The organism is Rhodocyclaceae bacterium, assembly GCA_020248265.1.
Classification (GTDB): domain Bacteria; phylum Pseudomonadota; class Gammaproteobacteria; order Burkholderiales; family CAIKXV01; genus CAIKXV01.
The window spans coordinates 449601-469481 of sequence record JADCHX010000004.1; the positions used below are offsets into that span (position 1 = coordinate 449601).

The 19881-nt window shown below is 68.4% G+C and carries 18 protein-coding genes, 1 tRNA gene and 1 pseudogene; 3 read left to right on the forward strand and 17 right to left on the reverse strand.

The window, feature by feature from the left end; all coding sequences use genetic code 11:
* Positions 1 to 182 precede the first annotated feature (182 nt).
* Positions 183 to 446 carry an AbrB/MazE/SpoVT family DNA-binding domain-containing protein gene (locus ING98_05820; GenBank protein ID MCA3101371.1) on the forward strand — a complete coding sequence of 88 codons (264 nt, stop codon included), beginning with the start codon at positions 183 to 185 and terminating at the stop codon, positions 444 to 446.
* Positions 443 to 850 (forward strand): type II toxin-antitoxin system VapC family toxin, encoded by a 408-nt coding sequence (locus ING98_05825; GenBank protein ID MCA3101372.1) that lies wholly within the window; start codon positions 443 to 445, stop codon positions 848 to 850. Before ING98_05820 ends, ING98_05825 begins: the two co-directional genes overlap by 4 nt.
* A 77-nt stretch (positions 851 to 927) precedes the next feature.
* Here the strand turns inward: ING98_05825 and gudD are convergent, their stop codons facing one another.
* The 17 genes and pseudogenes from gudD to ING98_05910 all read right to left on the reverse strand — a co-directional run bounded on the left by gudD (position 928) and on the right by ING98_05910 (position 18276).
* Complete coding sequence (gene gudD, locus ING98_05830) at positions 928 to 2247, reverse strand: glucarate dehydratase (GenBank protein MCA3101373.1); 1320 nt, start codon at positions 2245 to 2247, stop codon at positions 928 to 930.
* Positions 2248 to 2314: 67 nt separating this feature from the next.
* A complete protein-coding gene (gene tcuB, locus ING98_05835) occupies positions 2315 to 3433 on the reverse strand; it encodes a tricarballylate utilization 4Fe-4S protein TcuB (GenBank protein ID MCA3101374.1) in 1119 nt (372 codons plus the stop codon).
* A 94-nt stretch (positions 3434 to 3527) separates the two neighbouring features.
* Positions 3528 to 4961, reverse strand: coding sequence for an FAD-dependent tricarballylate dehydrogenase TcuA (gene tcuA, locus ING98_05840; protein ID MCA3101375.1), 1434 nt, complete (start codon positions 4959 to 4961; stop codon positions 3528 to 3530).
* A 137-nt stretch (positions 4962 to 5098) separates the two neighbouring features.
* The gene (locus ING98_05845; GenBank protein ID MCA3101376.1) at positions 5099 to 5638 is read right to left on the reverse strand and encodes a hypothetical protein; all 540 of its coding nucleotides are present in this window, start codon (positions 5636 to 5638) and stop codon (positions 5099 to 5101) included.
* Between the two features lie 7 nt (positions 5639 to 5645).
* Positions 5646 to 6896 carry a CoA transferase gene (locus tag ING98_05850; GenBank protein MCA3101377.1) on the reverse strand — a complete coding sequence of 417 codons (1251 nt, stop codon included), beginning with the start codon at positions 6894 to 6896 and terminating at the stop codon, positions 5646 to 5648.
* Complete coding sequence (locus ING98_05855; GenBank protein MCA3101378.1) at positions 6893 to 7867, reverse strand: tripartite tricarboxylate transporter substrate binding protein; 975 nt, start codon at positions 7865 to 7867, stop codon at positions 6893 to 6895. The genes ING98_05850 and ING98_05855 overlap by 4 nt, the downstream gene beginning before the upstream one ends.
* 5 nt (positions 7868 to 7872) lie before the next feature.
* A complete protein-coding gene (locus ING98_05860; GenBank protein MCA3101379.1) occupies positions 7873 to 8649 on the reverse strand; it encodes an enoyl-CoA hydratase/isomerase family protein in 777 nt (258 codons plus the stop codon).
* A gap of 20 nt (positions 8650 to 8669) precedes the next feature.
* Positions 8670 to 9380 (reverse strand): substrate-binding domain-containing protein, encoded by a 711-nt coding sequence (locus ING98_05865; protein ID MCA3101380.1) that lies wholly within the window; start codon positions 9378 to 9380, stop codon positions 8670 to 8672.
* Between the two features lie 16 nt (positions 9381 to 9396).
* A complete protein-coding gene (locus ING98_05870) occupies positions 9397 to 10416 on the reverse strand; it encodes an NAD(P)-dependent alcohol dehydrogenase (GenBank protein MCA3101381.1) in 1020 nt (339 codons plus the stop codon).
* A gap of 85 nt (positions 10417 to 10501) precedes the next feature.
* Positions 10502 to 10577 (reverse strand) — tRNA-Phe (locus ING98_05875).
* 103 nt (positions 10578 to 10680) lie between these two features.
* Positions 10681 to 11829 (reverse strand): ATP-binding protein, encoded by a 1149-nt coding sequence (locus tag ING98_05880; protein ID MCA3101382.1) that lies wholly within the window; start codon positions 11827 to 11829, stop codon positions 10681 to 10683.
* Between the two features lie 399 nt (positions 11830 to 12228).
* Positions 12229 to 12333, reverse strand: a pseudogene (locus tag ING98_05885) (plasmid stabilization protein).
* A gap of 49 nt (positions 12334 to 12382) precedes the next feature.
* Entirely contained in the window at positions 12383 to 13357 is a 975-nt protein-coding gene (locus ING98_05890) for a tripartite tricarboxylate transporter substrate binding protein (protein MCA3101383.1), read from the reverse strand.
* Positions 13354 to 14904 (reverse strand): acyl--CoA ligase, encoded by a 1551-nt coding sequence (locus tag ING98_05895; GenBank protein MCA3101384.1) that lies wholly within the window; start codon positions 14902 to 14904, stop codon positions 13354 to 13356. The genes ING98_05890 and ING98_05895 overlap by 4 nt, the downstream gene beginning before the upstream one ends.
* A 28-nt stretch (positions 14905 to 14932) precedes the next feature.
* Positions 14933 to 15775, reverse strand: coding sequence for a VOC family protein (locus ING98_05900; protein MCA3101385.1), 843 nt, complete (start codon positions 15773 to 15775; stop codon positions 14933 to 14935).
* A gap of 90 nt (positions 15776 to 15865) precedes the next feature.
* Complete coding sequence (locus ING98_05905; protein MCA3101386.1) at positions 15866 to 16129, reverse strand: hypothetical protein; 264 nt, start codon at positions 16127 to 16129, stop codon at positions 15866 to 15868.
* 38 nt (positions 16130 to 16167) lie between these two features.
* Positions 16168 to 18276 (reverse strand): acetate--CoA ligase family protein, encoded by a 2109-nt coding sequence (locus ING98_05910; GenBank protein ID MCA3101387.1) that lies wholly within the window; start codon positions 18274 to 18276, stop codon positions 16168 to 16170.
* Between the two features lie 148 nt (positions 18277 to 18424).
* Between ING98_05910 and leuC the strand changes: the two genes are divergently transcribed.
* Entirely contained in the window at positions 18425 to 19873 is a 1449-nt protein-coding gene (gene leuC, locus ING98_05915; protein ID MCA3101388.1) for a 3-isopropylmalate dehydratase large subunit, read from the forward strand.
* The last annotated feature ends 8 nt before the right edge of the window (positions 19874 to 19881 follow it).

Genomic DNA, 19881 nt, shown 5'->3' on the forward strand with positions numbered 1-19881 from the left:
ACAGTCTAGCGCCGGTGCATGACAGTGCGCTGGGGGTCAGGTCTTGAGTTTTGCATGTACATGCAAAACTCAAGACCTGACCCCCAGCGCATGACCCCCAGCGCCCCCAGAGGTACATCCGACCTTGCCTTACTCAGTAAGGCAGAATACGATATCAAGCCCTGTCCCATCCTGTTGCTCACATGTCCACCTTGCTCGTCTCTTCCAAAGGCCAGATCGTGCTGCCCGCCGCGTTGCGGCGCCGGCTCGGCATGGGTGCAGGTGCGCGGCTTGAAGTCGTTGAAGAGCCCGACGGCTTGAAATTGCGTGTCGTCCGCGCGGTGCAGGCTGCCGACGTCACCGGCATGGCAGGCATGGTCAAGGCTCCGTCTCGCGGTATCCCGCGCAAGCTGGAGGATTTCGATCCGGCTTCGGTGGTGGCGCGTGGTGGACGCGGCCGCCGATGAGGGCGCTGGACACCAACGTACTGGCCCGTTTCTTCGTCGACGATCCGGACGATTCACAAGCGCGCCTGCAGCGGCCGGCAGCCGTCGCGGCCCTTTCAGAGCGGTCGTTTGTATCCGTTACCGTGATGCTCGAACTGGAGTGGGTGCTGCGCGGCTTTTACGCGCTGGCGCCAAGGGATGTCTCCCGGGTGCTTCGCGCACTGGCCAGCATCCCGCACGTGACGATCGAGGATCGCGATCTGGTGCTGTCGGCACTGGACGCTTTCGACCATGGGCTGGATTTCGCGGACGCCCTGCATCTGTCATGCAGTTCGCGGGCGACTGAATTTGCGACATTCGACCGGCGGCTTGCCAGGCGGGCAAAAGGTCTGGGACTAACCCCAGCGGTGACACTGCTCGGCTGAAGCCAATTCGACGATGTCAGGCGAATGGGCGGGGCGTTCGGGTGCAAAAATCAAGACCTGACCCCCAAGCACCGGCCTCACCGCACCATACACGGCCGCTTCGCGTCGAACGTCCATCCTGGCATCAGCGCCTGCATCGCGATCGCATCGTTGCGGGCACCGCCGCCCTGTGCGCGGTAGAGCGCATGGGCTGCGTCGACCTGTGCCCAGTCGATTTCCACGCCCAGTCCCGGGCGTGTCGGCAGGTCGATGAAGCCATCGACGATCGGAAGCGGCGCGCGCGTGAGTCGCTGTCCGTCCTGCCAGATCCAGTGGGTGTCGATCGCGGTCACCCGTCCCGGTGCTGCGGCAGCCACGTGCGCGAACATGGCCAGCGACACGTCGAAGTGGTTGTTCGAATGCGAGCCCCAGGTGAGCCCGGCATCGCGGCAGGTGGAGGCGACCTTCATCGCTCCCTGCATCGTCCAGAAGTGCGGGTCGGCCAGCGGGATGTCGACCGCGCGCAGGGTCAGCGCATGCTGCAGCTCCCGCCAGTCGGTGGCGACCATGTTGGTCGCGGTGGGCAGGCCGGTCGCGGCGCGGAACTCGGCCATGATCTCGCGCCCGGAGAAGCCGCCTTCCGCGCCGCACGGATCCTCTGCATAGGCGAGCACGCCGTGCATGTCGCGCATCAGCCGCACCGCATCGTCGAGCAGCCAGCCGCCGTTCGGGTCGAGCGTGATGCGTGCCTGCGGAAAGCGTTCGTGCAGCGCGACCACCGCCTCTACCTCGTCCTCGCCGCGCAACACGCCACCCTTGAGCTTGAAGTCGGCGAAGCCGTAGCGGGCATGGGCGGCCTCGGCCAGCGCGACCACGGCGCGCGCATCCAGTGCCGGTTCGTCACGCAGGTGAAGCCAGGCGTCGGTCTCGGTGGACAAAGGCCCCGCGCGGTACGGCAGGTCGCTGCGCGTCCGGTCGCCGATGTAGAACAGGTAGCCGAGTACCTGCACCCTGGTGCGCGGCGCCGGCTCGTCGGCCAGTTGTGCCAGCAGGTGCGCGACCGGCAGGCCGAGGTGCTGGCCGAGCAGGTCGAGCAGCGCCGATTCGACTGCGGTCATCGCATGGATCGCGACCCGCTGGTCGAATGTCTGCTGGCCGCGACCGCCGGCATCGAGTGCGCCGAAGCGCTGCTCGATCGTGCGCTTCACCGCGCCAAAGTCGCTGACCGGCTGGCCGAGGACCAGCGGGGTGGACTGTTCGAGCGTCTGCCGGATCGCCTCTCCACCAGGCACCTCGCCGACGCCGGTGCGCCCGGCGCTGTCGGTGAGCACGACCAGGTTGCGGATGAACACCGGCGCATGGGCACCGCTCAGGTTCAGCAACATGCTGTCCTGGCCGGCGACCGGTATCACCCGCATCGCCGCCACGGTCGGGAACTCGGTCAAGCCGATGCCCGTTCGCGTCCGCGGACCGGCCTGGCCATGCTCAGTCGCTGCCCAGCCGCAGCCGGCTCGGCAGGCGCCGCTCGATCGACCACTTGAGCAGGGCCGCGCTGCGGAAGATGCCGTGCGCGAACTTGCCGTAGGGCAGGGTGACGAACAGCGCCATCACTACGCCCAGGTGCACCGCGAGCAGCAGCGCCATCGCGCCGGTGTCGCGTAGCACCATCAGCAGCAGGCCGGTCAGGCTGACCAGGAACAGCAGCGCCAGGAAGCCGTAATCCATCGGGTTCTGCGCGTCGTCGCCATGCATCGGGTGGCGCCGCGCCTTCAGGCGCCACAGCCCGACTGGACCGATCAGCAGGCCGATGCCGCCCACCGTGCCGAGGATCACCGGCAGGCTGGTGTAGCCATAGGGTGCCTGCCAGCCGAATGCATAGTGGTAGACCGTGGCGACGCTGGTCGAGGCCAGGCAGAGCATGAAGCCGTAGAAGGTGAAGTGGTGGTACAGCCGGCGCGTGGTGTTGAAGCGGTCGTCTTCATTGTGGCAGCCCTCACCGTGTCCGCCGTCGAGGTACTTCAGCTTCAATGCGTTGTGCACCGCTTCGGCCGCCGCGGGGGCATTGCCGCCCTCGGGTACCTCGCCCGGCGACACGTTGCGCCAGAAGCGGGTGACTCCGATGCCCAGCGCCAGCACCGCGAAACCGAACACCGAGCCGAACGTCACCACCATCAGGTTATGCGGGAATACCGCATAGAAGTTGCCGGCCAGCGGCTCATGCCACAGACCGCCCTTCAGCGCGACGGCCAGCGCCAGGAACAGCGCGAGGCCGCCGGCGATCGCCAGCGACACCAGCAGCCCGTTGTGCCGGTACAGCGCGCCCAACGCCTGCGGGAACGCATAGTCGGAATAGGTCTGCCCGCGCACGACGGCCATGGCTTTCGGCACGTTGATCGCGAACTCGTGGGGCGGCGCGTACTGGCAGGCATGCAGGCAGGCGCCGCAGTTGTGGCAAAGGTTCGCCAGGTAGTGCACGTCTGCCTTGCCGAACTCGAGCCGCCGCGTCATGGCCGGGAACACCGCGCAAGAGCCTTCGCAGTAGCGGCATGCGTTGCAGATCTGCATCTGGCGCGCGACCTCGCCTTCGGCCTCGGTCAGCGGCAGCGCATTGAACGCGGCCGAAGGCGAGGCTGGTTGGCCACCTGCGCCGAGATGGGCGGCCTCGCGCGTCAGTGCGTCAAGGGTGGTCGAGGCTGACTCAGGCGGCGGCACTCAGGGCTCCTTCGGCTTTCTTCGTTTTGTCGGGGTTGGCGGGCGCCAGGGCGGCACGCGCCGCCGAGGTGCCGGCGATACGGCCGAACGCGGTGCCGATGGTCACGCCGATGCCGGCGAGGTAGCCCTTGCCGAGCACATTGCCGGCACTGACTTCGCCGGCGGCGAACAGGTTGCGGCTGGGCACGCCGCTGAAATGCACGGCTGCCGTCTCGTCGATCTTCACGCCCAGGTAAGTGAAGGTTATGCCCGGGCGCAGCGCGTAGCCATAGAACGGCGGGGTGTCGAGCGGCAGCGCCCAGTGCGTCTTGGCCGGTGTCAGACCTTCGGTATGGCAGTCGTCCAGCACTGCATGGTCGAAGGTGCCGACCTTGCACGAGGCGTTGTAGGCTTCGACCGTCTTCATGAAGTCGTCGGGGTCGATCCCGAGCTGGCGTGCCAGCGTCGGCAGGTCGTTCGCCTTCTCGCCGGGGAACACCGGCGGCATGAAGCGGCCGACCGCCTTGGCGTCGATGATCGAATAGGCGATCTGGTTCGGCTGGAAGGCGACCAGCCGGCCCCAGATGGCGTAGCGCTTGGGCCAGAAGTCTTCGCCCTCGTCGTAGAAGCGCCGGCCATCGCGATTGACGACAATGCCCAGCGATACACAGTCGACCCGGGTGCAGATGCCGCCGTCGTACAGCGGCGCCCGTGCATCGATCGCGACCGCATGGCACTGCGCCGGATCGCCGATCTTGTCCGCCCCCGCCTCGAGCATCTGCTTGAGCAGCACGCCGGTGTTGAAGCGGGTGCCGCGGATGATGAAGTTGTCCGCGACCCACTCGCCCTCGTGCTGGCCCCAGGCCTCGCGCAGCCATTCGCGGTTCGATTCGAAGCCGCCGTTGGAAATCACGCAGGCCTTCGCCTCGATGCGCTCGTTCCCGACATAGGCGGCGCGGAACTCGCCATTGACCAGTTCCAGCCGGTCGACCGGGGTGTCGTAGCGGATCTCCACGCCCAGATTCTCCGCGCTGCGGAAGTAGGCATTGACCAGCGCCTTGCCGCCGCCCAGGAAGAACGCATTGGTGCGCGACAGGTGCAGGGTGCCGGACAGCGAATTCTGGAAGCGCACGCCGTGCTTGATCATCCACGGCCGGCAACTCGACGAATGGCGGATCGCCAGCCGGGCGAGCTTCTCGTCGGTGATGCCGCCGGTGACCTTCAGCAGGTCCTGCCAGTACTCTTCTTCAGGGTAGGCCTCGGTCAGCACGTCCTGCGGCTCGTCGTGCATGCAGCGCAGGTTGCGCGTGTGGATCGAGTTGCCGCCGCGCCATTCCTTCGGCGAGGCCTCGAGAAGCAGCACGCTGGCACCGGCTTCGCGCGCCATCAAGGCGGCGCACAGGGCAGCGTTGCCACCGCCGATCACGAGCACATCGAACATGTCCGGGTATCCCCCTGATTTTCCGAGGGCGTAGGGTAACGAATTCGGGGCGGATCGTGGGGCGGACCCTGCACGACACCCTCGGGGTATCCGACGGGCTGTGCCGGGGACGGGCGGCGTGCCCGTGCGCTTCCCGTCTAGGCGCGCGGCGCCACCAGCACCCAGAACCCCGGCCCCATCATCTGGTGCGCCTGCAGGTGCAGGATCTCGAATTCATCGGTGAGCAGCTTCAGCCACCAGGAACTCGGCCGCTGGATCAGATGCGCGTTGCGCCCGTCGGCGAGCACCTTGGCCGCCGGGCCCATGTGCACGCTGAAGAAGCCGAACTTCTGCGTGATCGATGCCAGCTCCGAGATCACGTTGCCGACCAGCGCGGGTTCGATGTGCTCCAGCACGTCGATGCAGCACACCAGGTCGGCCGGTTTCGGTTCGCCGTACTCGGGGAACACCGGGTCGTACGGGTAGTAGGCGGCCGGCTGGATGCCGGCCTGCTGCAGCCCCTTCAGCAGGTTCTGCTTGCCGGCACCGTAGTCCGAGATCGTCGATGCGCCGGTCTGCCGGATCACATCGGCGACGATCGGTGCGAAGGACAGCGAGGCGATGCCGTAGTCAGGGTTCTCGTGCAGCTGTTTCTGCAGGCCGAGGTACGCGTCGGAGATGGTTCGGGTTCGCTGCATCGGGTCGCTACCTTGTTGGGTGTTCTTCGAACGCGCAGCCTTCGGCGAGCAGCGCTTCGATCTCGGCTGCACTGTAACCGGATTCGACGAGAACTTCGCGGGTGTGTTCCGCCTTGGCGGGCGGTGGCCGCCGCGCGTCGAAGAAGCCGCCGTCGATCCTTAGCGGCGAACCCATCGCACGCGCCGGCTGCTCGAGTCCGGTGTCGATCAGCGGCAGGCAGGCCGCGAGCGCGGGGTCGGCGAGCACGTCGGCCACGGTGTTGATCGGCCCGCACAGGATGTCGGCCGCGCGCAGCCGCTCCAGCCAGTATTCCGAAGTGCCGGCGTGCAGCTGGGGCACGATGATCCGGTCGAGCGCGTCGCGGTTCTTCACCCGCGCGGCATTGGTGGCGAATCGCTCGTCGTGCGCGAGGGCGTCGAGCTCCAGTGCTGCGCAGAACTTGTGCCAGTGCGAATCGCGCAGCACCGCGATGGTGATGAAGCGGCCGCCCGCGACCTCGAACGCGCCAGCCGGAGCGAGCAGGCTGTTCTGGTTGCCCTGGCGTGGCGGCAGCAACCCGGTGGCCATGTTCTCGGTGAAGCTGCCGCACATCAACGAGGCGGCCGCAGCCATCAGGCTCACGTCGATGTTCGCACCGCCCTGACCGGTGAGTCGGCCGTACAGCGCGAGCAGCACGCCCTGCACCGCCTGGTTGGCCGCGGTCATGTCGATCAGCGGGAAGCCGACGCGCAAGGGTGCGCCGTCCGGTTCGCCGACCACGCTCATCACGCCGCTCATCGCCTGCAGGATGGTGTCGCTCGCTGGCAGGCGCGAGTACTGGCCCTGCTGCCCGAAGCCGGAGATCGTGCAGTAGATGATGCCGGGACGCAGTTCCTCGCAGCGTGCATGGCCGAAGCCCAGCTTCGCCATCACGCCGGCGCGATAGTTCGACACCACTACGTCGGCCTTCGACACCAGCCGCTCGACGATCGCGCGTCCACCCGGCGTGTCGAGGTCGACGCCGATGTCGCGCTTGTTGCGGTTGAGTGCGATGAACTGCGCGTTGCCGATGCGCCCGGGTTCGCCGCGCCCGGAACTGCGCTGCCAGTCGCCCTCGCGCCGCTCGATCTTCACCACGTCCGCGCCCATGTCGCCGAGCAGCGTGGATGCATAAGGCCCGGCGACGCCTTCGGTCATGTCGACCACGCGAATGCCGGCGAGCACCTTGCCCCTGGCCGGTGGGCTGCCGGGCGCGGCCGGCGGTGGCGCCGCGCTCATTCGCGGCGCAGGCCGGCCGACTTCACGACCGCGCCCCAGCGCTGGATCTCGGTCTCGAGAAAGCGCTTCGCCTCGTCGGGCCTGCTGGCGACCACCTCGGCACCGTCGCCGCTAAGCCGTTCGCGTACAGCCGGCTGGGCGAGCGCATCGGCCAGCGCGAGCTGCAGCCGCGACAGCACCGGCGCCGGGGTACGCGCGGGCGCCATCACCATGAACCAGCCGACCGCCTCGAAGCCGGGCAGGCCCGATTCGATCATTGTCGGCACGTCAGGTACGTGGCGTGACCGTTTTGCCGAGGTCACCGCCACCGCGCGCAGGCGCCCGGCCTGCACCTGCGGCAGCGACGATACCAGCGTCGCGAACATCACCTGCGCATGGCCGCCGACCACGTCGGACAGCGCCGGGTTGGCGCCCTTGTACGGTATATGGTTCATGCGCACGCCGACCGCAGTGGAGAACATCTCTGCGACCAGTTGCGGACCGGTGCCGACGCCCGCGGACGCATAGGTGATCTCGCCCGGCCGGCTTTTCGCGAGCGCGATAAGGTCGCGCACGCTCTTCACCGGTATCGCCGGATTGACCACCAGCAGGTGCGGCTGCGTCGCCACCACCGTCACCGGCGCGAGGTCGCGCAGCGGGTCGTAGGGCAGGTTCGGCACCATGGCGGCATTGATCGCGTAAGCCAGGTTGACGAACAGCAGGGTGTTGCCGTCGGCCGGCGACTTCGCCGCGAGGTCGACGCCGATCACCGAGCCGGCGCCCGGGCGGTTGTCGACGACGACCGTGCGCCCCATCGTCTGCGACAGCTGGTCGGAAACCGTGCGCGCGACCAGGTCGACGCCTGGGCCAGGCGTAAACGGCACGATGAGGCGCAGCGGGCGACCCTGCGCGAGGGCGGCGGTGCCGGCGGTGGCCAGGGCGGCGGCGAGGACGAGGGTGCTGCCTGTGCGAACAAGGCGCGCGGATGCCATGCGCATCAGGCCTTGCGTTCGTTGCGCGCGAAGCCCTCGAGCTTCTGCTTCCACTCGTCGGAGTGCATGCAGGCAACCCAGGCCTCGGTGTCGAAGCGCAGCCCGGCGGTGAGGCCGGCTTCCATCGAATGGTTCAGTGCGCGCTTGGCCTGCACGACGCCGGTGGACGGGTACGAGGCGATCCTGCGTGCCATCTCCATCGCCTCGTCGACCACGCGCGCCTGCGGCACCACGCGATTGACCAGCCCGAGCGACTTCGCCTCGGCCGCGTCCCAGCGGCGGCCGGTCAGCACCAGCTCGCGTGCCATCTGGTAGCCGATCAGGCGCGGCAGGCGCTGGCAGGCACCGCCACCCGGGAAGAAGCCGTGGGTGACTTCGGGCAGCGCGAAGATCGCGGTGTCGGCGGCGATCGAGATATCGCACTGGAGCACCAGTTCGAGGCCGCCGCCCATGCAGTAGCCATTGATCGCTGCGATCACCGGCTTGCCCACGCTGGCCAGCGCATGGGTCCATTTCGACATCACATGCCGGCGCTCGTCGATCATGTCGGCGGTGGAGCCGGCCGAGCGCTCCTTCAGGTCGGCGCCGGTGCAGAATGCCTTGTCGCCGGCGCCGGTGATGACCAGGACCTTCACGGCCGGGTCGCGGTCGAGTTTCGGGAACAGGTCCATCAGCTCGTGGCGCAGCGCCCGGTTCAGTGCGTTGTGCGACTGCGGCCGGTTCAGGGTCAACAGGGCAACGCCCTGGTCGATGCTCAGGGTGTGCAGCGGCGCGTCGGCCATCCAAGGTCTCCTCTTGCGGTTCAGCGGGTTGCAGGTTCCAGGCCGGTGGCCCTGATGTCTGCGGCCGCTTCCGGCGACGAGAGGAAGCGGATGGCCCCGACTGCAGCATCCGCATGCAGCGCGCTCGCCGGTACCGCCGCGCTGTAGATCGTGAACTTCTGCAGTTCGTCGGGCAGCGGCGTGATGTGCGCGATGCCTTCGATCGGCATCAGTTCGCTCACCTGCTGGAAGCCCATTTCGACCTCGCCGTTCGCGATGAAGGTACCCACGCGCTGGCCGTTGCCGATGAACATGCACTTCGGCATCACCTCGTCATGGATGCCCAGTCGCTTGAACAACTCGGTGGTCACGTAGCGGCCGCTGACGCTGGCCGAGTAGCCGATCGAGGCGGCGCGCAGCAGGGTGGCGCGCAGCGCCTCCGGCGTGCCTATGTCGGGCGCTGGCGCCCCGGCACGCACAGCCAGCCCGACGCAGGAGCGCGCGAGTGGTGCGGCGCCTTCCGCCCTTGCCAGGCCTTCCTGGATGAAACCCTGCACGATGCTGTCGTCGCAGATCACGAGATCGGCCACCTCACCGCGCTTCAGGCGGTTGGGGATCGACGTATCGCCCGAGCCTATCGAGGTCGTGAGGGTCACGAGCTTCAGGCCGGTGAGGCGTTCGACGGCGGACAGCAGCCGCAGGTGGGCGGCGGTGAAGGCGCCCGAGGTCATGACGCGAAAAGGTTCAGTCATGGCGGGAGACGCGCTGTCAGTTGGCGAAATCGTTCTTCAGCACGGCGCGGTAGCGCACCTTGCCCTCGCGCAGGCGTTCCAGCGCCTCGTTTACCCGTGACATCGGGAACATCTCCACCATCGGCTCGATGGCATGCCGGGCGCAGAAGTCGAGCATGCGCGCGATCGCGGTCGGCGAGCCGGTGGGCGAGCCGGAGACTTCTTTCTGGCCCAGGATCAGCGGGAACGCCTGCACCGGGATCGGCTCCAGCACCGCACCGACGAGGTGCAGCCTCCCCTTCGGGCCGAGCGCGGCGATCAGCGCGTCCCAGTCGAGCGGCGCGTTCGCGGTGACGATGATGAGGTCGAGCTGGCCGGCGATGGCGGCGATTGCGTCGCTGTCGCGGCTGGGCACCACGCGGTGCGCGCCCAGGCTGAGTGCCTCTGCAGCCTTGTCCGGGCTGGAGGTGAAGGCGGTCACCTCGCAGCCCCAGGCCCGTGCGAAGCGCAGTGCCATGTGGCCCAGGCCGCCGATGCCCACGACGCCGACACGGCTGGTCGGCAGCACCCGGTACTCGAGCAGCGGGTTGAATACGGTGATACCGCCGCACAGCAGCGGGCCAGCTACCTCGGGTCGTACACCCTCGGGCAGTGGCACCGCCCAGGCCCAGTGGCTGCGCACCCGCTCGGCGAAGCCACCGTGGTGGCCGACGATGGTGGGCTGGGCGGTGGCACACAGGTTGTGGTCGCCGCCCAGGCAGCAGGTGCAGTGCATGCAACTGGCGGCGGTCCAGCCGATGCCGACAGCCTGGCCGACGCGCAGGCCTTTCGCCTGGCTTCCCAGCGCGACCACGCGGCCGACGACTTCATGGCCGGGCACCAGCGGCCAGGCCGACATGCCCCAGGCGTTCTCGATCATGGACAGGTCGGAGTGGCAGAGGCCGCAGTACTCCACCGCGATCTCCACGTCTTCCGCGCCGAGTGGGCCCGGATCGTAATCGTGCCGCTGCAGCGGTGCGCCGACGGACAGGCTGGCCCAGGCTCTGATGGTGCTCATGGCATGCTCCCTTTCAGTGAGCCCCATGATGCCTGCATCGACGCATCGACAGGCTGTCGGCTCCGCTTCCGCCAGGTTGCGGGGGTGGTGGCCAGGGGCAGAATCGAACTGCCGACACGCGGATTTTCAATCCGCTGCTCTACCGACTGAGCTACCTGGCCATCGTTTCACGCATTTGCAGACCGGGGATTCCGGAGCGCGGCCGCGGATTATAGCCAAATCGGTCGGCTTTGGTACCCGAAGCTTGCATGACCCGCCCGTGGGTCAGGCGCCGGGCGATGCCGCCGAACCGTCGCGCAACAGCGCTTCCAGTGGCACGGCCTCGATTCCCGCGCCCAGCGCGAAGCGGTGGCGGCCGGGATAGACCACATACAGCGCGTCGAGTTGCAGCAACTCGGCCGCGGTGCGCATCGAGCGCGTGACCTGCGGCGTGTGTGAACGCTTGAACTCGACGCCGACGCGGCGCTGGCCGCGCACCAGCAGCAGGTCGAGCGCTGGCCCCTGGTGGGCCGCCCAGAACCACGCCTCGTCGGGCAGGGCAAGCCGCAGCACCTGCTCCAGGGCGAAGCCTTCCCAGCTTGCGCCGCAGCGCGGGTGCGCCAGCAACTGATCCACAGTCGGGACGTCCATCAATGCGTGCAGCAGCCCCGAGTCGCGGAAGTACACCTTCGGTGCACGTACCTGCCGCTTGCCCAGGTTCTCGTGCCAGGGCTGCAACTGCCTGACCATCATCGTCTGGGTCAACGTGTCGAGATAGCGGCGTACGGTGGGTTCGGATACGCCGAGCGAACGGGCAGGATCGGCCGCGTTCCAGACCTGTCCGTGCACATGCGCGAGCATGCGCCAGAAGCGCAGCATCGCCGGGGCAGCCACATTGATGCCGAACTGCGGCAGGTCCAGCTCTACGTGGCTGGTGATTGCCCCGAGTCGCCACGCGAGGCTGTCCTCATCCGATGCGGCAAGGAACGAACGTGGATAACCGCCGCGCAGCCAGAGGCGATCGGTTGCCCCGTCGCCGGCCGATTCGGCTTCCATCAGGTCGAAGCCGCCGACTTCGATGCGCTCGACGCGCCCGAGCAGCGATTCGTCGGCGCGTTTCGCGAGCGTCGGCGATGCGCTGCCCAGCAGCAGGAACTGCCCGAGGCGATCGGACCGGTCGATTAGGACCCGGAGCACGGGAAACAGCTCGGGCAGGCGCTGCACCTCGTCGATCACGACCAGCCCCTCGGTGCGCGCGAGCGCGTCGAACGGCTGGGCGAGGCGCCGCGCGTCGCGTGGATCTTCTGCGTCGAAGTAAAGCGCGGATCCGGCGGCGACGAGTTGCCGGGCAAGGGTGGTCTTTCCGGACTGCCTGGGGCCTGTCAGGACGACTGCCCTCGATCGGCCGAGCGCTTCGCGGATGCGGGAGAGCAGCGCCGGGCGTGCGACTGCAGACGGCGGAGTATTCACGGAAAGTCTTGAAAATCGAACATGGCATATTGGATTTTCATGACTTTTGGCGGCCGCCGCAAGTCCGGCGGCTGCGCAGGGTTCAGCTGGGTCGGCACGCCGGCCCTGGGATCGATTACCGTCAGGCCGGCGGCATCGAATGCACTCGTGGCGCGCGACGCCACTGCGAACCCGTGTATGGCGGCGATCGCGGTGATGTAGCCATCAGGCGCGGGAAAGCCCTGTCGGTGATGCTCGAAATGAGCAACGCCTCGGCCGCCTGCGCGTCGAGCTACGCACGTGCCCGAGGATGCGGTTCGCCCGTCATCGCCCCCGAGACCACGCTGGTGTCGAGCAGGATCATTCGAAATTCATCGGCTCGGTGGCCTCAAGGATGGCGCGCATTTCCGTTTCCGCGCTGCGGTTGTGCTGGGCGGCGCGGACCTTCAGGGCGCGATGTGCAGGGATGACGCGCAAGGGATCATTCACGCCGCCGCCGTCACAGCCCCCAGCTCCGCCATCGCGAATCATCGCCAATTCAGTCGGCTTTGGCGCCCGAGGCCTTCACGACCCGTGCCCATTTGGCCAGTTCGGCCCGGATGAAGGCGCCGAACTCGACGGGCGTCGAGCCGACGATGGACGCGCCGAGATCGCCGAACCGCTGCCGGGTGTCGGGATGCTGCAGGGCCTTCACGGACTCCTGGTACCACCGGTCGGTCAGCGGCGTCGGAAGCCCGCCGGGTGCAGCCAGCCCGAACCATGAGGTGACGTCATAGCCGGCGATACCCGCTTCGATCATCGTCGGTACCTCCGGCAGTTGCGGGTTGCGCGCCGTGGTGGTGACTGCCAGCGCCCGTACCTTGCCAGCCTTCACGAATGGCAGCACGAACGGCAGGTTGTCGAACACCATCTGCGTATGGCCGCCGATCAGGTCCTGCATCGCCGGTGCGCTACCCTTGTACGGGACATGCAGCACCTCGATGCTGGCCAGGGATCTCAACAGCTCGGCCGACAGGTGCATCGAAGTGCCGGCACCGGCCGACGCGAACGCGATCGCGCCCGGGCGCTTGCGTGCGAGCGCGATCAGTTCGCTCACCGATTTCGCCGGCAGTGAGGGATGCACGGCCAGCACGTTGGGGATCGCGGTGAGCTGGGTGATTGGCGTGAAGTCGCGGATCGGGTCGAATGGCAGTTTCGGATAGAGCGCAGGCCCGATGCCCTGGATGGCGATCGAGGTCAGCATCAGGGTGTAGCCATCGGCTGGCGCGCGCGCGACGGCTTCGGCGCCCACGTTGCCGCCAGCCCCAGGTCGGTTCTCCACCACCACCGGCTGGCCGACCTGGTCGGTGAGGCGCTGTGCCATCACGCGGCCGGTGATATCGGTAGACCCGCCAGGCACGAACCCGACGACGATGCGCACCGGCTTTGCCGGGAAGCCGCCGGCCTGCGCCTGTGCGTCACCGGCGGCGAGGGTGGCCGGCAGGGCGGCCAGGAGCGCGAGCAGGGGACTCATGATGCGGCTGCTCCCTCAAGCTCCGCCATCGCCATCGCCGTCACCACCTTCCGATCGATCTTGTTCGTTCCCGCCAGCGGGAACGCGTCGACGATCCAGACCCGGCGCGGGTGCATGTAGGCCGGCGCATGCTGCAGGCAGTGCCGCTTCAGTTCGTCCTCGGTGGCCGACCGGCCAGGCTTCAGGATCACGAAGGCGACCGGCTTCATGCCCTTGATCTCGTCCTCGACCGGGATGCAGCAGGCCTGCTCGATCGCCGGATGCTGCTCGAGCAGCTTCTCGACCTGTCCGGGGTAGATGTTCTCGCCGCCGGACACGAACATGTCGTCGGCGCGGCCGACGAAATAGTGGAAGCCGTCTGCATCGCGGCGGAAGATGTCGCCGGTGATGTAGAAGCCGTCATCGGTGATGGCCTTGCGCGTCGCCTCCGGCAACCCGTAGTAGCCGTTGAGCATCGCCGGGCTCTTCATCTGCAGCACGCCCTCGGCCGCGTCGAGGTTGTCGCCGTCGACCAGCCGCAGCTGCACCGCCGGATGCGGGTAGCCGACCGACAGCCCCGGCTGCGGCAGCCCCTTCGGATGCGGGCCGAACACCACCATCGCCGCCTCGGTGGTGCCGTAGCCGTTCGCCACGATCGCCTGCGGGATGGCGGCGTGGATGCGCGACAGCAGCGCGTCGCTGACCGGCGCCGATCCCATGCGGATGAACTTCACCGAAGACAGGTCGGTGCGGGCCATCGCGTCGGCTTCCTGCAGCATCATCGCGAGCATCGGCGGCACGGCGGTGAGCCAGGTGCAACGGTAGGCCTCGATCGCAGCGATGTACTCGAGCGCGTTGAACTGCGGCAGCAGTACCAGCGTCGCCCCGGCGCGCATCGACAACTGGGCCATCGCCAGCCCGTTCATGTGATAGAGCGGCGCGGCGACCAGCAGCCGGTGCTTCGAATAGTCCTGCCCTTCGGTGCGCTTGCCCGTCACCCACAGGTGGCTCGCGTGCGACAGCACCACGCCCTTCGGGCGCCCGGTCGAACCAGAGGTGTACAGGAAGATCGCCGGTTCGCGCACGCCGTCGATGACGCTCGGCTCGACCGGCGTGAACGGACCCGGGTCGAGCAGCGCATCGAAGCCGTCCGCTCCGGGCGCCCCGAACTCGATCACCGGCAGGCCGGCCGGCACCTGCGTGCGGCGCGCGGCGTCGCAGAACACCAGCTTCGCGCCGCAGTTGGCGGCGATGTAGTCGATGGTCTCCTGGGGGAACTTGTAGTTGACCGGCACGCAGACGAAGCCCGCGCGCATCGCACCGAACGCGGCCGCCATGAACTCGGCGGAGTTCGCCGCGAGGATCGCGATGCGGTCGCCGCGGGTCAGTCCGAGCCCGGATGCGCGCTTCACCAGCCCGCGCGCGACGCTGTCGAACAGTGCATCGAGCCGGGCATGGCTCCATTGGCGCACCGGCGAGGTGGCGGGTTCGATCAGCGCGATGCGCGCGTCGCCGGCGGCGACCAGCGCGGGATCGATCAGCGCGCCGAGGTTGTACGGGTGTTGCATGGGGAAACTCCGGCGGTTCGGTGGTGCGCTATTCGATGAATTCGATCGTGGTGTTGCAGGCGAGGCTGGCTGCGACGATCACGCGCGAGCCCTGGTCATGCACGCCCCGTGCCGGGAGGGCGCGCAGGCAGTGGCGCACCGCGTCCAGGTCGGTGCAGCGCAGTTCGATCGCTGCCATGTACGAGGTGCGTCCTTCGCTTTCGCAGGCCGAGTCACCGAGCCGGTGCTGCAGTTGCGCTGCGGTGACCAAGTCGACGCGCAGGTGTCCGAGCGTCAGTTCTGCACGGGGCGTGTCCGGGCGCATCGAGGTCTCGGCGAACAGCGGTGCGAGCCGCATCGCCTCGGCGTACGGATCCGGGACGACAATGGCGATGCGTGTGATCTCGCGCGCGCCGTTCGGATGGCTGCGCAGGCCGTCGCGCCAGACCAGTTCGCGGGTCAGGTGTTCGCACACGAAGAGCCGCCCCCACGAGACCGTCTCGGGCGGCAGCGCGACCAGCGCGAAGCGCGCGTCCGTCACGCCGTCGTCCAGCGCGACCGGCCGCGACAGCGCCTTCACCGGCTGCGGCATGAACTTCGCCTGGGCCAGCGCGGTGTGCGCGCCGGCGGCGCTGTCGGTGGCGAAGGCGATCGCATTGAGTCCGCGCGGGCTGCCGGACAGTTCCGGCCGCAGCGCGGCGTTCTGCGCCGGAACGCCGATCAGCTCGAGGTAGTCGGGCCCGAACATCATCAGGTGGTTCACCGAGCCGGTGCTGTGGAAGCCGCGCGGGGTGAGCCGGAAGCCGAGTCGAGCGAACTGGTCGACGGTGTCGTCGATACGCCCGGCGGTGTTGATCACTGCATGGTCGATGCCTAGGCAATGAGGAATCATGCTCGATGAGCCCGATCGGCTTGCTTCAGGAAGCCGCGAGTGTAGCGACAAGCCGGCCCCGGCAGGTATACCGGGCCGCTCGTGGTGCCTTCATGCGCCGTTCGGGCCGTCCGCACCACCATCGGCGCGCGCAGGCGGTTGCGAGGGTGCATGGCTGAACCAGCCGACCGCGAAGCCCAGCGCGAACATCACCGGCACGCCGATCCACAGGAGCAGGTTGCGCATCCGCAGGTGGGCCGGTTCGCGCCCGTCCGGAACGACGCCTCCCCAGCCCTTCGCAGCCAGATAGAGCTCGGCGAACATGTAGGCGATCAGCACGACCAGCGCGGTGGCGATCGCGAACAGCAGCGCCACCGTGACGGCGTAGATCGTCCTGCTTCGGCGGCTGGTAGTCAGAGCAGCACCATCACGCAGTCGACCGCGACTGCGGCATCGGTCGACAGCAGCACCGGATTGAGGTCCAGCTCGTCGAGCCGGCCGCCGGCTGCGGCGCCGAAGCGCGACACCGCGCACAGCAGTTCGACCAGCGCCGCGCGGTCGACCGGCGGCTTGCCGCGCGCCCCGGACAGGATCGCCCTGCCGCGCAGTTCGTCGAGCATCGCACCGGCCTCGAACGGCGTGACCGGGCAGCGGCGGAACGCGACATCCTTCATCACCTCGACCAGGATGCCGCCCAGCCCGGCCATCAGCACGGGGCCGAACGACGGGTCGTTCTTCAGGCCGATCACGAACTCGACATGGCCGGTGGCCATCTTCTGCACCAGCACGCCGTCGATGCGCGCCTGCGGGTCGTATGCCTTTGCGGCGGCCAGCACCGCCGCCGCAGCGGCGCTGACCGCCGCGCCATCGGCGAGCCCGAGCCTCACGCCGTCGACTTCGGTCTTGTGCAGGATATCGCGCGACTCGATCTTGACCGCGACCGGCCAGCCGAGCGCCGCCGCCGCGCTGGCCGCCGCTCGAGCATCCGCTGCCAGCGCGAGCGGTGCCGACGACACGCCGCAGGCGTCGAGCAGCTGCGTCGCCTCCAAGGTACCGACCACGCCCGGTGCCGGCAGCGACAGCTCGGGCAGTCGCACTGCAGCGCGCGTGGCACGATCGGCGAGCCAGGCGCGCCGCGCCTGCGCGTAACCGATCAGCCCGGCGACTGCATCGACCGCCGGTTCGGCGCCGCGCAGCACCGGGATGCCGGCCTCGCGGCAGAGCTTCAGGGCCTGCTCGGAAGCCGCGACCCAGCACAGCACGAACGGCTTCGATGATTCCGACTTCACCGTGCGGAACAACTCGACCAGCATCCCGGCATGGGCATCCATCGAAAGGATCCAGACGATGCCGACATGCACCGACGGATCGGCCAGGGTCAGTCGCAGCCCGTTCAGCAGGATCTCCGGTTCCGCGATGAACTGCGCCGTGACGTCGACCGGGTTGGCCCCGGACCCGAAGGCGGGCAGGACCTCGCGCAGCTTGGCCTGAGTCTCGTCTGACAGGGTCGGCAGCGACAGGCCGAGTTCCTCGGCGCGGTCGGCGATCAGCACGCCGGCACCGCCGGACTGGGTGACCAGCCCGATGCCGGTGCCCTCGGGCAGACTGCAGTGGGCGAGCACATCGACCATGTCGAGCATGTGCTCTTCGTTGCGGGCGCGGATGATGCCGAACTGGCGGGCCAGCCCGTCGAACACCCGGTCTTCGCCGGCCAGCGAGCCGGTGTGCGAGGCGGCCGCGCGCGCGCCAGCCTGGCTGCGGCCGACCTTGGTGACCACGATCGGCTTGCCGGCATCGAGTGCCCGCTCGGCCAGCGACAGCAGCCCGGGACCGTCCTTGAAGCCCTCGATGTAGCCGCAGCCGACCTTGATGCGCGGGTCAGCCAGCACCTCGTCCATGATCACGACCAGCGTCGCGTCGCACTCGTTGCCGGTGTTCACGAAGTAGCCCAGGCCGAGGTGGCGCCGGCGCGCCAGCGTCGCGATCGCCGAGCCGAAGGCGCCCGACTGCGTGACGAAGCCGACCGGCCCCTCGAGCACCTCGCCGCTGCCGTACTGGCTGAAGGTCGCGATCACGCGGTCGAACGCGTTGACCAGCCCGAGGCAGTTCGGACCGCACAGGCGCACACCCCCCTCGCGTGCCACGGCGACCAGTTCATCCTCGAGGGCGTGGCCCTGCTCGCCCATCTCGCCGAAGCCGGAACTGTAGATGATCGCCGCCGGCACGCCCTTGCGGCCGAGTGCGCGCACCTGCTCGATCACGAAGCGCGCCGGCACGGTGATGATCGCCATGTCGACCGCATCGGGGATATCGCCGACCGTCGGGTAGCAGCGCAGCTCGCCGCCCGGGTGGCTGATCCGCTCGTACTTGGGGTTCACCGGGTAGATCTTCCCGGCATAACCCTTTTCAATGAGGAACTTGAGCGTACGCCCGTTCAGTTTCTGCAGGTCGTTGGATGCGCCGAGGATGGCGATCGAGCGCGGGGCGATCAGGGCTCGGATGGCGGGGTTCATGGGTGGCATTCTAACCGGCGTGGTTCTTACCTGTGACGCCCGCCCGAGGCTTGCCGGCGGGCGATGCCGCCGGTGGTGTGCACTGCCGCATGAGCGAATTCGGCGAGAATCGCGGAGTCGTTGCCTTGCCCCCCGCCACAACGCTTCGTGAGCAACCATGCCAGCCGAGATATCGACCGAGTCTGCCTCCGCCTCCGCCAGGCCTTCCACGCTGTTCGAGAAGATCTGGAACGCGCACGTGATCGAACAGGGCAGCGCCGACGATGCACTGCTGCATGTCGATCAGAACTTCCTGCACGAGGGCGCGTTCCTCGCCTTCGCCGCGCTGCGCAAGGAAGGGCGCACCGTGCGCCGGCCGAAGCAGCATTTCGCGGTCGCCGACCACTACGTGCCGACGCTCGGGCGTGAGGCAGGCATCGCCGGGGTCACCGACCCTGAAGTGCGCAGGCTGATCGACCTGCTCGAGCAGAATGCGGCCTGGGGCGGCATCGACCATGCCGGCATCGACGATCCGCGCCAGGGCATCGTGCATGTGATCGGACCCGAACTGGGCCTGACCCATCCCGGCATGGTGATCACCTGCGGCGACTCGCACACCTCGACGCACGGCGCGTTCGGCGCGTTCGCCTTCGGCATGGGCGCCTCGCAGGTGAAGCAGGTGCTGGCGACCCAGTGCCTGTGGCAGCGCAGGCCGAAGCTGTTGCGCATCACGATCGACGGCGCGCTCGCGCCCGGCCTGTCCGGCAAGGACGTGATCCTCGCGGTGATCGCGCAGATCGGCGCGGCCGGTGCTACCGGCCATGTGATCGAGTACGCCGGCAGCACCATCCGCGCGATGTCGATGGAGAACCGGCTGACCGTCTGCAACATGTCGATCGAGGCCGGCGCCCGTGCCGGCATGATCCGCGCCGACGACACCACCTTCGACTACCTGCACGGGCGCCCGTTCGCGCCGAAGCAGCAGCACTGGGATGCGGCGGTCTCGTACTGGCGCACGCTGAAGACCGACGACGGCGCGACCTTCGATCGCGAGGTGCAGGTCGACGCCGGTGCGCTGGTGCCGATGGTGACCTGGGGTACCAGCCCCGGACAGGGACTGCCGATCACCGGCCGCGTGCCCGACCCCGCGACGCTGTCCGGCGATGCGCGGCGCGCCGTCGAGTCCGCGCTGTCCTACATGGGCCTGAAGCCGGGGCAGGCGATGGATGGCCTTCCGGTCGACCGGGTGTTTATCGGCTCCTGCACGAACAGCCGGCTGGACGACATCCGTGCGGCGGCGGCCGTGGTGCGCGGACGCCATGCGAAGATCCCGGCGTTCGTGTCGCCAGGTTCGACGCAGATCAAGCGCGAGGCCGAGGCCGAAGGCCTCGACCGCGTGTTCATCGACGCCGGCATCGAGTGGCGCGCATCCGGCTGCTCGATGTGCGTCGGCACCAATGGCGACCTGCTCAAGCCGGGCGAACGCTCGGCTTCGACGTCGAACCGCAACTTCGAAGGACGCCAGGGCCGCGGTGCACGCACCCACCTGGTGAGCCCGGCGATGGCCGCTGCAGCCGCTGTCACCGGCACGCTCACCGACGTGCGCCGGCTGCTGGCCGCCGGCTGAGGAGACAG

Coding starts and splice junctions, on each gene's coding strand:
- ING98_05890 (MCA3101383.1), bottom strand. CDS start 13,357: ATGAGTCCCCTGCTCGCGCTCCTGGCCGCCCTGCCGGCCACCCTCGCC.
- ING98_05860 (MCA3101379.1), bottom strand. CDS start 8,649: ATGGCCGACGCGCCGCTGCACACCCTGAGCATCGACCAGGGCGTTGCC.
- ING98_05850 (MCA3101377.1), bottom strand. CDS start 6,896: ATGAGCGCGGCGCCACCGCCGGCCGCGCCCGGCAGCCCACCGGCCAGG.
- ING98_05870 (MCA3101381.1), bottom strand. CDS start 10,416: ATGAGCACCATCAGAGCCTGGGCCAGCCTGTCCGTCGGCGCACCGCTG.
- ING98_05900 (MCA3101385.1), bottom strand. CDS start 15,775: ATGATTCCTCATTGCCTAGGCATCGACCATGCAGTGATCAACACCGCC.
- ING98_05910 (MCA3101387.1), bottom strand. CDS start 18,276: ATGCCACCCATGAACCCCGCCATCCGAGCCCTGATCGCCCCGCGCTCG.
- ING98_05820 (MCA3101371.1), top strand. CDS start 183: ATGTCCACCTTGCTCGTCTCTTCCAAAGGCCAGATCGTGCTGCCCGCC.
- ING98_05845 (MCA3101376.1), bottom strand. CDS start 5,638: ATGCAGCGAACCCGAACCATCTCCGACGCGTACCTCGGCCTGCAGAAA.
- leuC (MCA3101388.1), top strand. CDS start 18,425: ATGCCAGCCGAGATATCGACCGAGTCTGCCTCCGCCTCCGCCAGGCCT.
- ING98_05825 (MCA3101372.1), top strand. CDS start 443: ATGAGGGCGCTGGACACCAACGTACTGGCCCGTTTCTTCGTCGACGAT.
- ING98_05895 (MCA3101384.1), bottom strand. CDS start 14,904: ATGCAACACCCGTACAACCTCGGCGCGCTGATCGATCCCGCGCTGGTC.
- ING98_05855 (MCA3101378.1), bottom strand. CDS start 7,867: ATGGCATCCGCGCGCCTTGTTCGCACAGGCAGCACCCTCGTCCTCGCC.
- ING98_05865 (MCA3101380.1), bottom strand. CDS start 9,380: ATGACTGAACCTTTTCGCGTCATGACCTCGGGCGCCTTCACCGCCGCC.
- tcuA (MCA3101375.1), bottom strand. CDS start 4,961: ATGTTCGATGTGCTCGTGATCGGCGGTGGCAACGCTGCCCTGTGCGCC.
- gudD (MCA3101373.1), bottom strand. CDS start 2,247: ATGCGGGTGATACCGGTCGCCGGCCAGGACAGCATGTTGCTGAACCTG.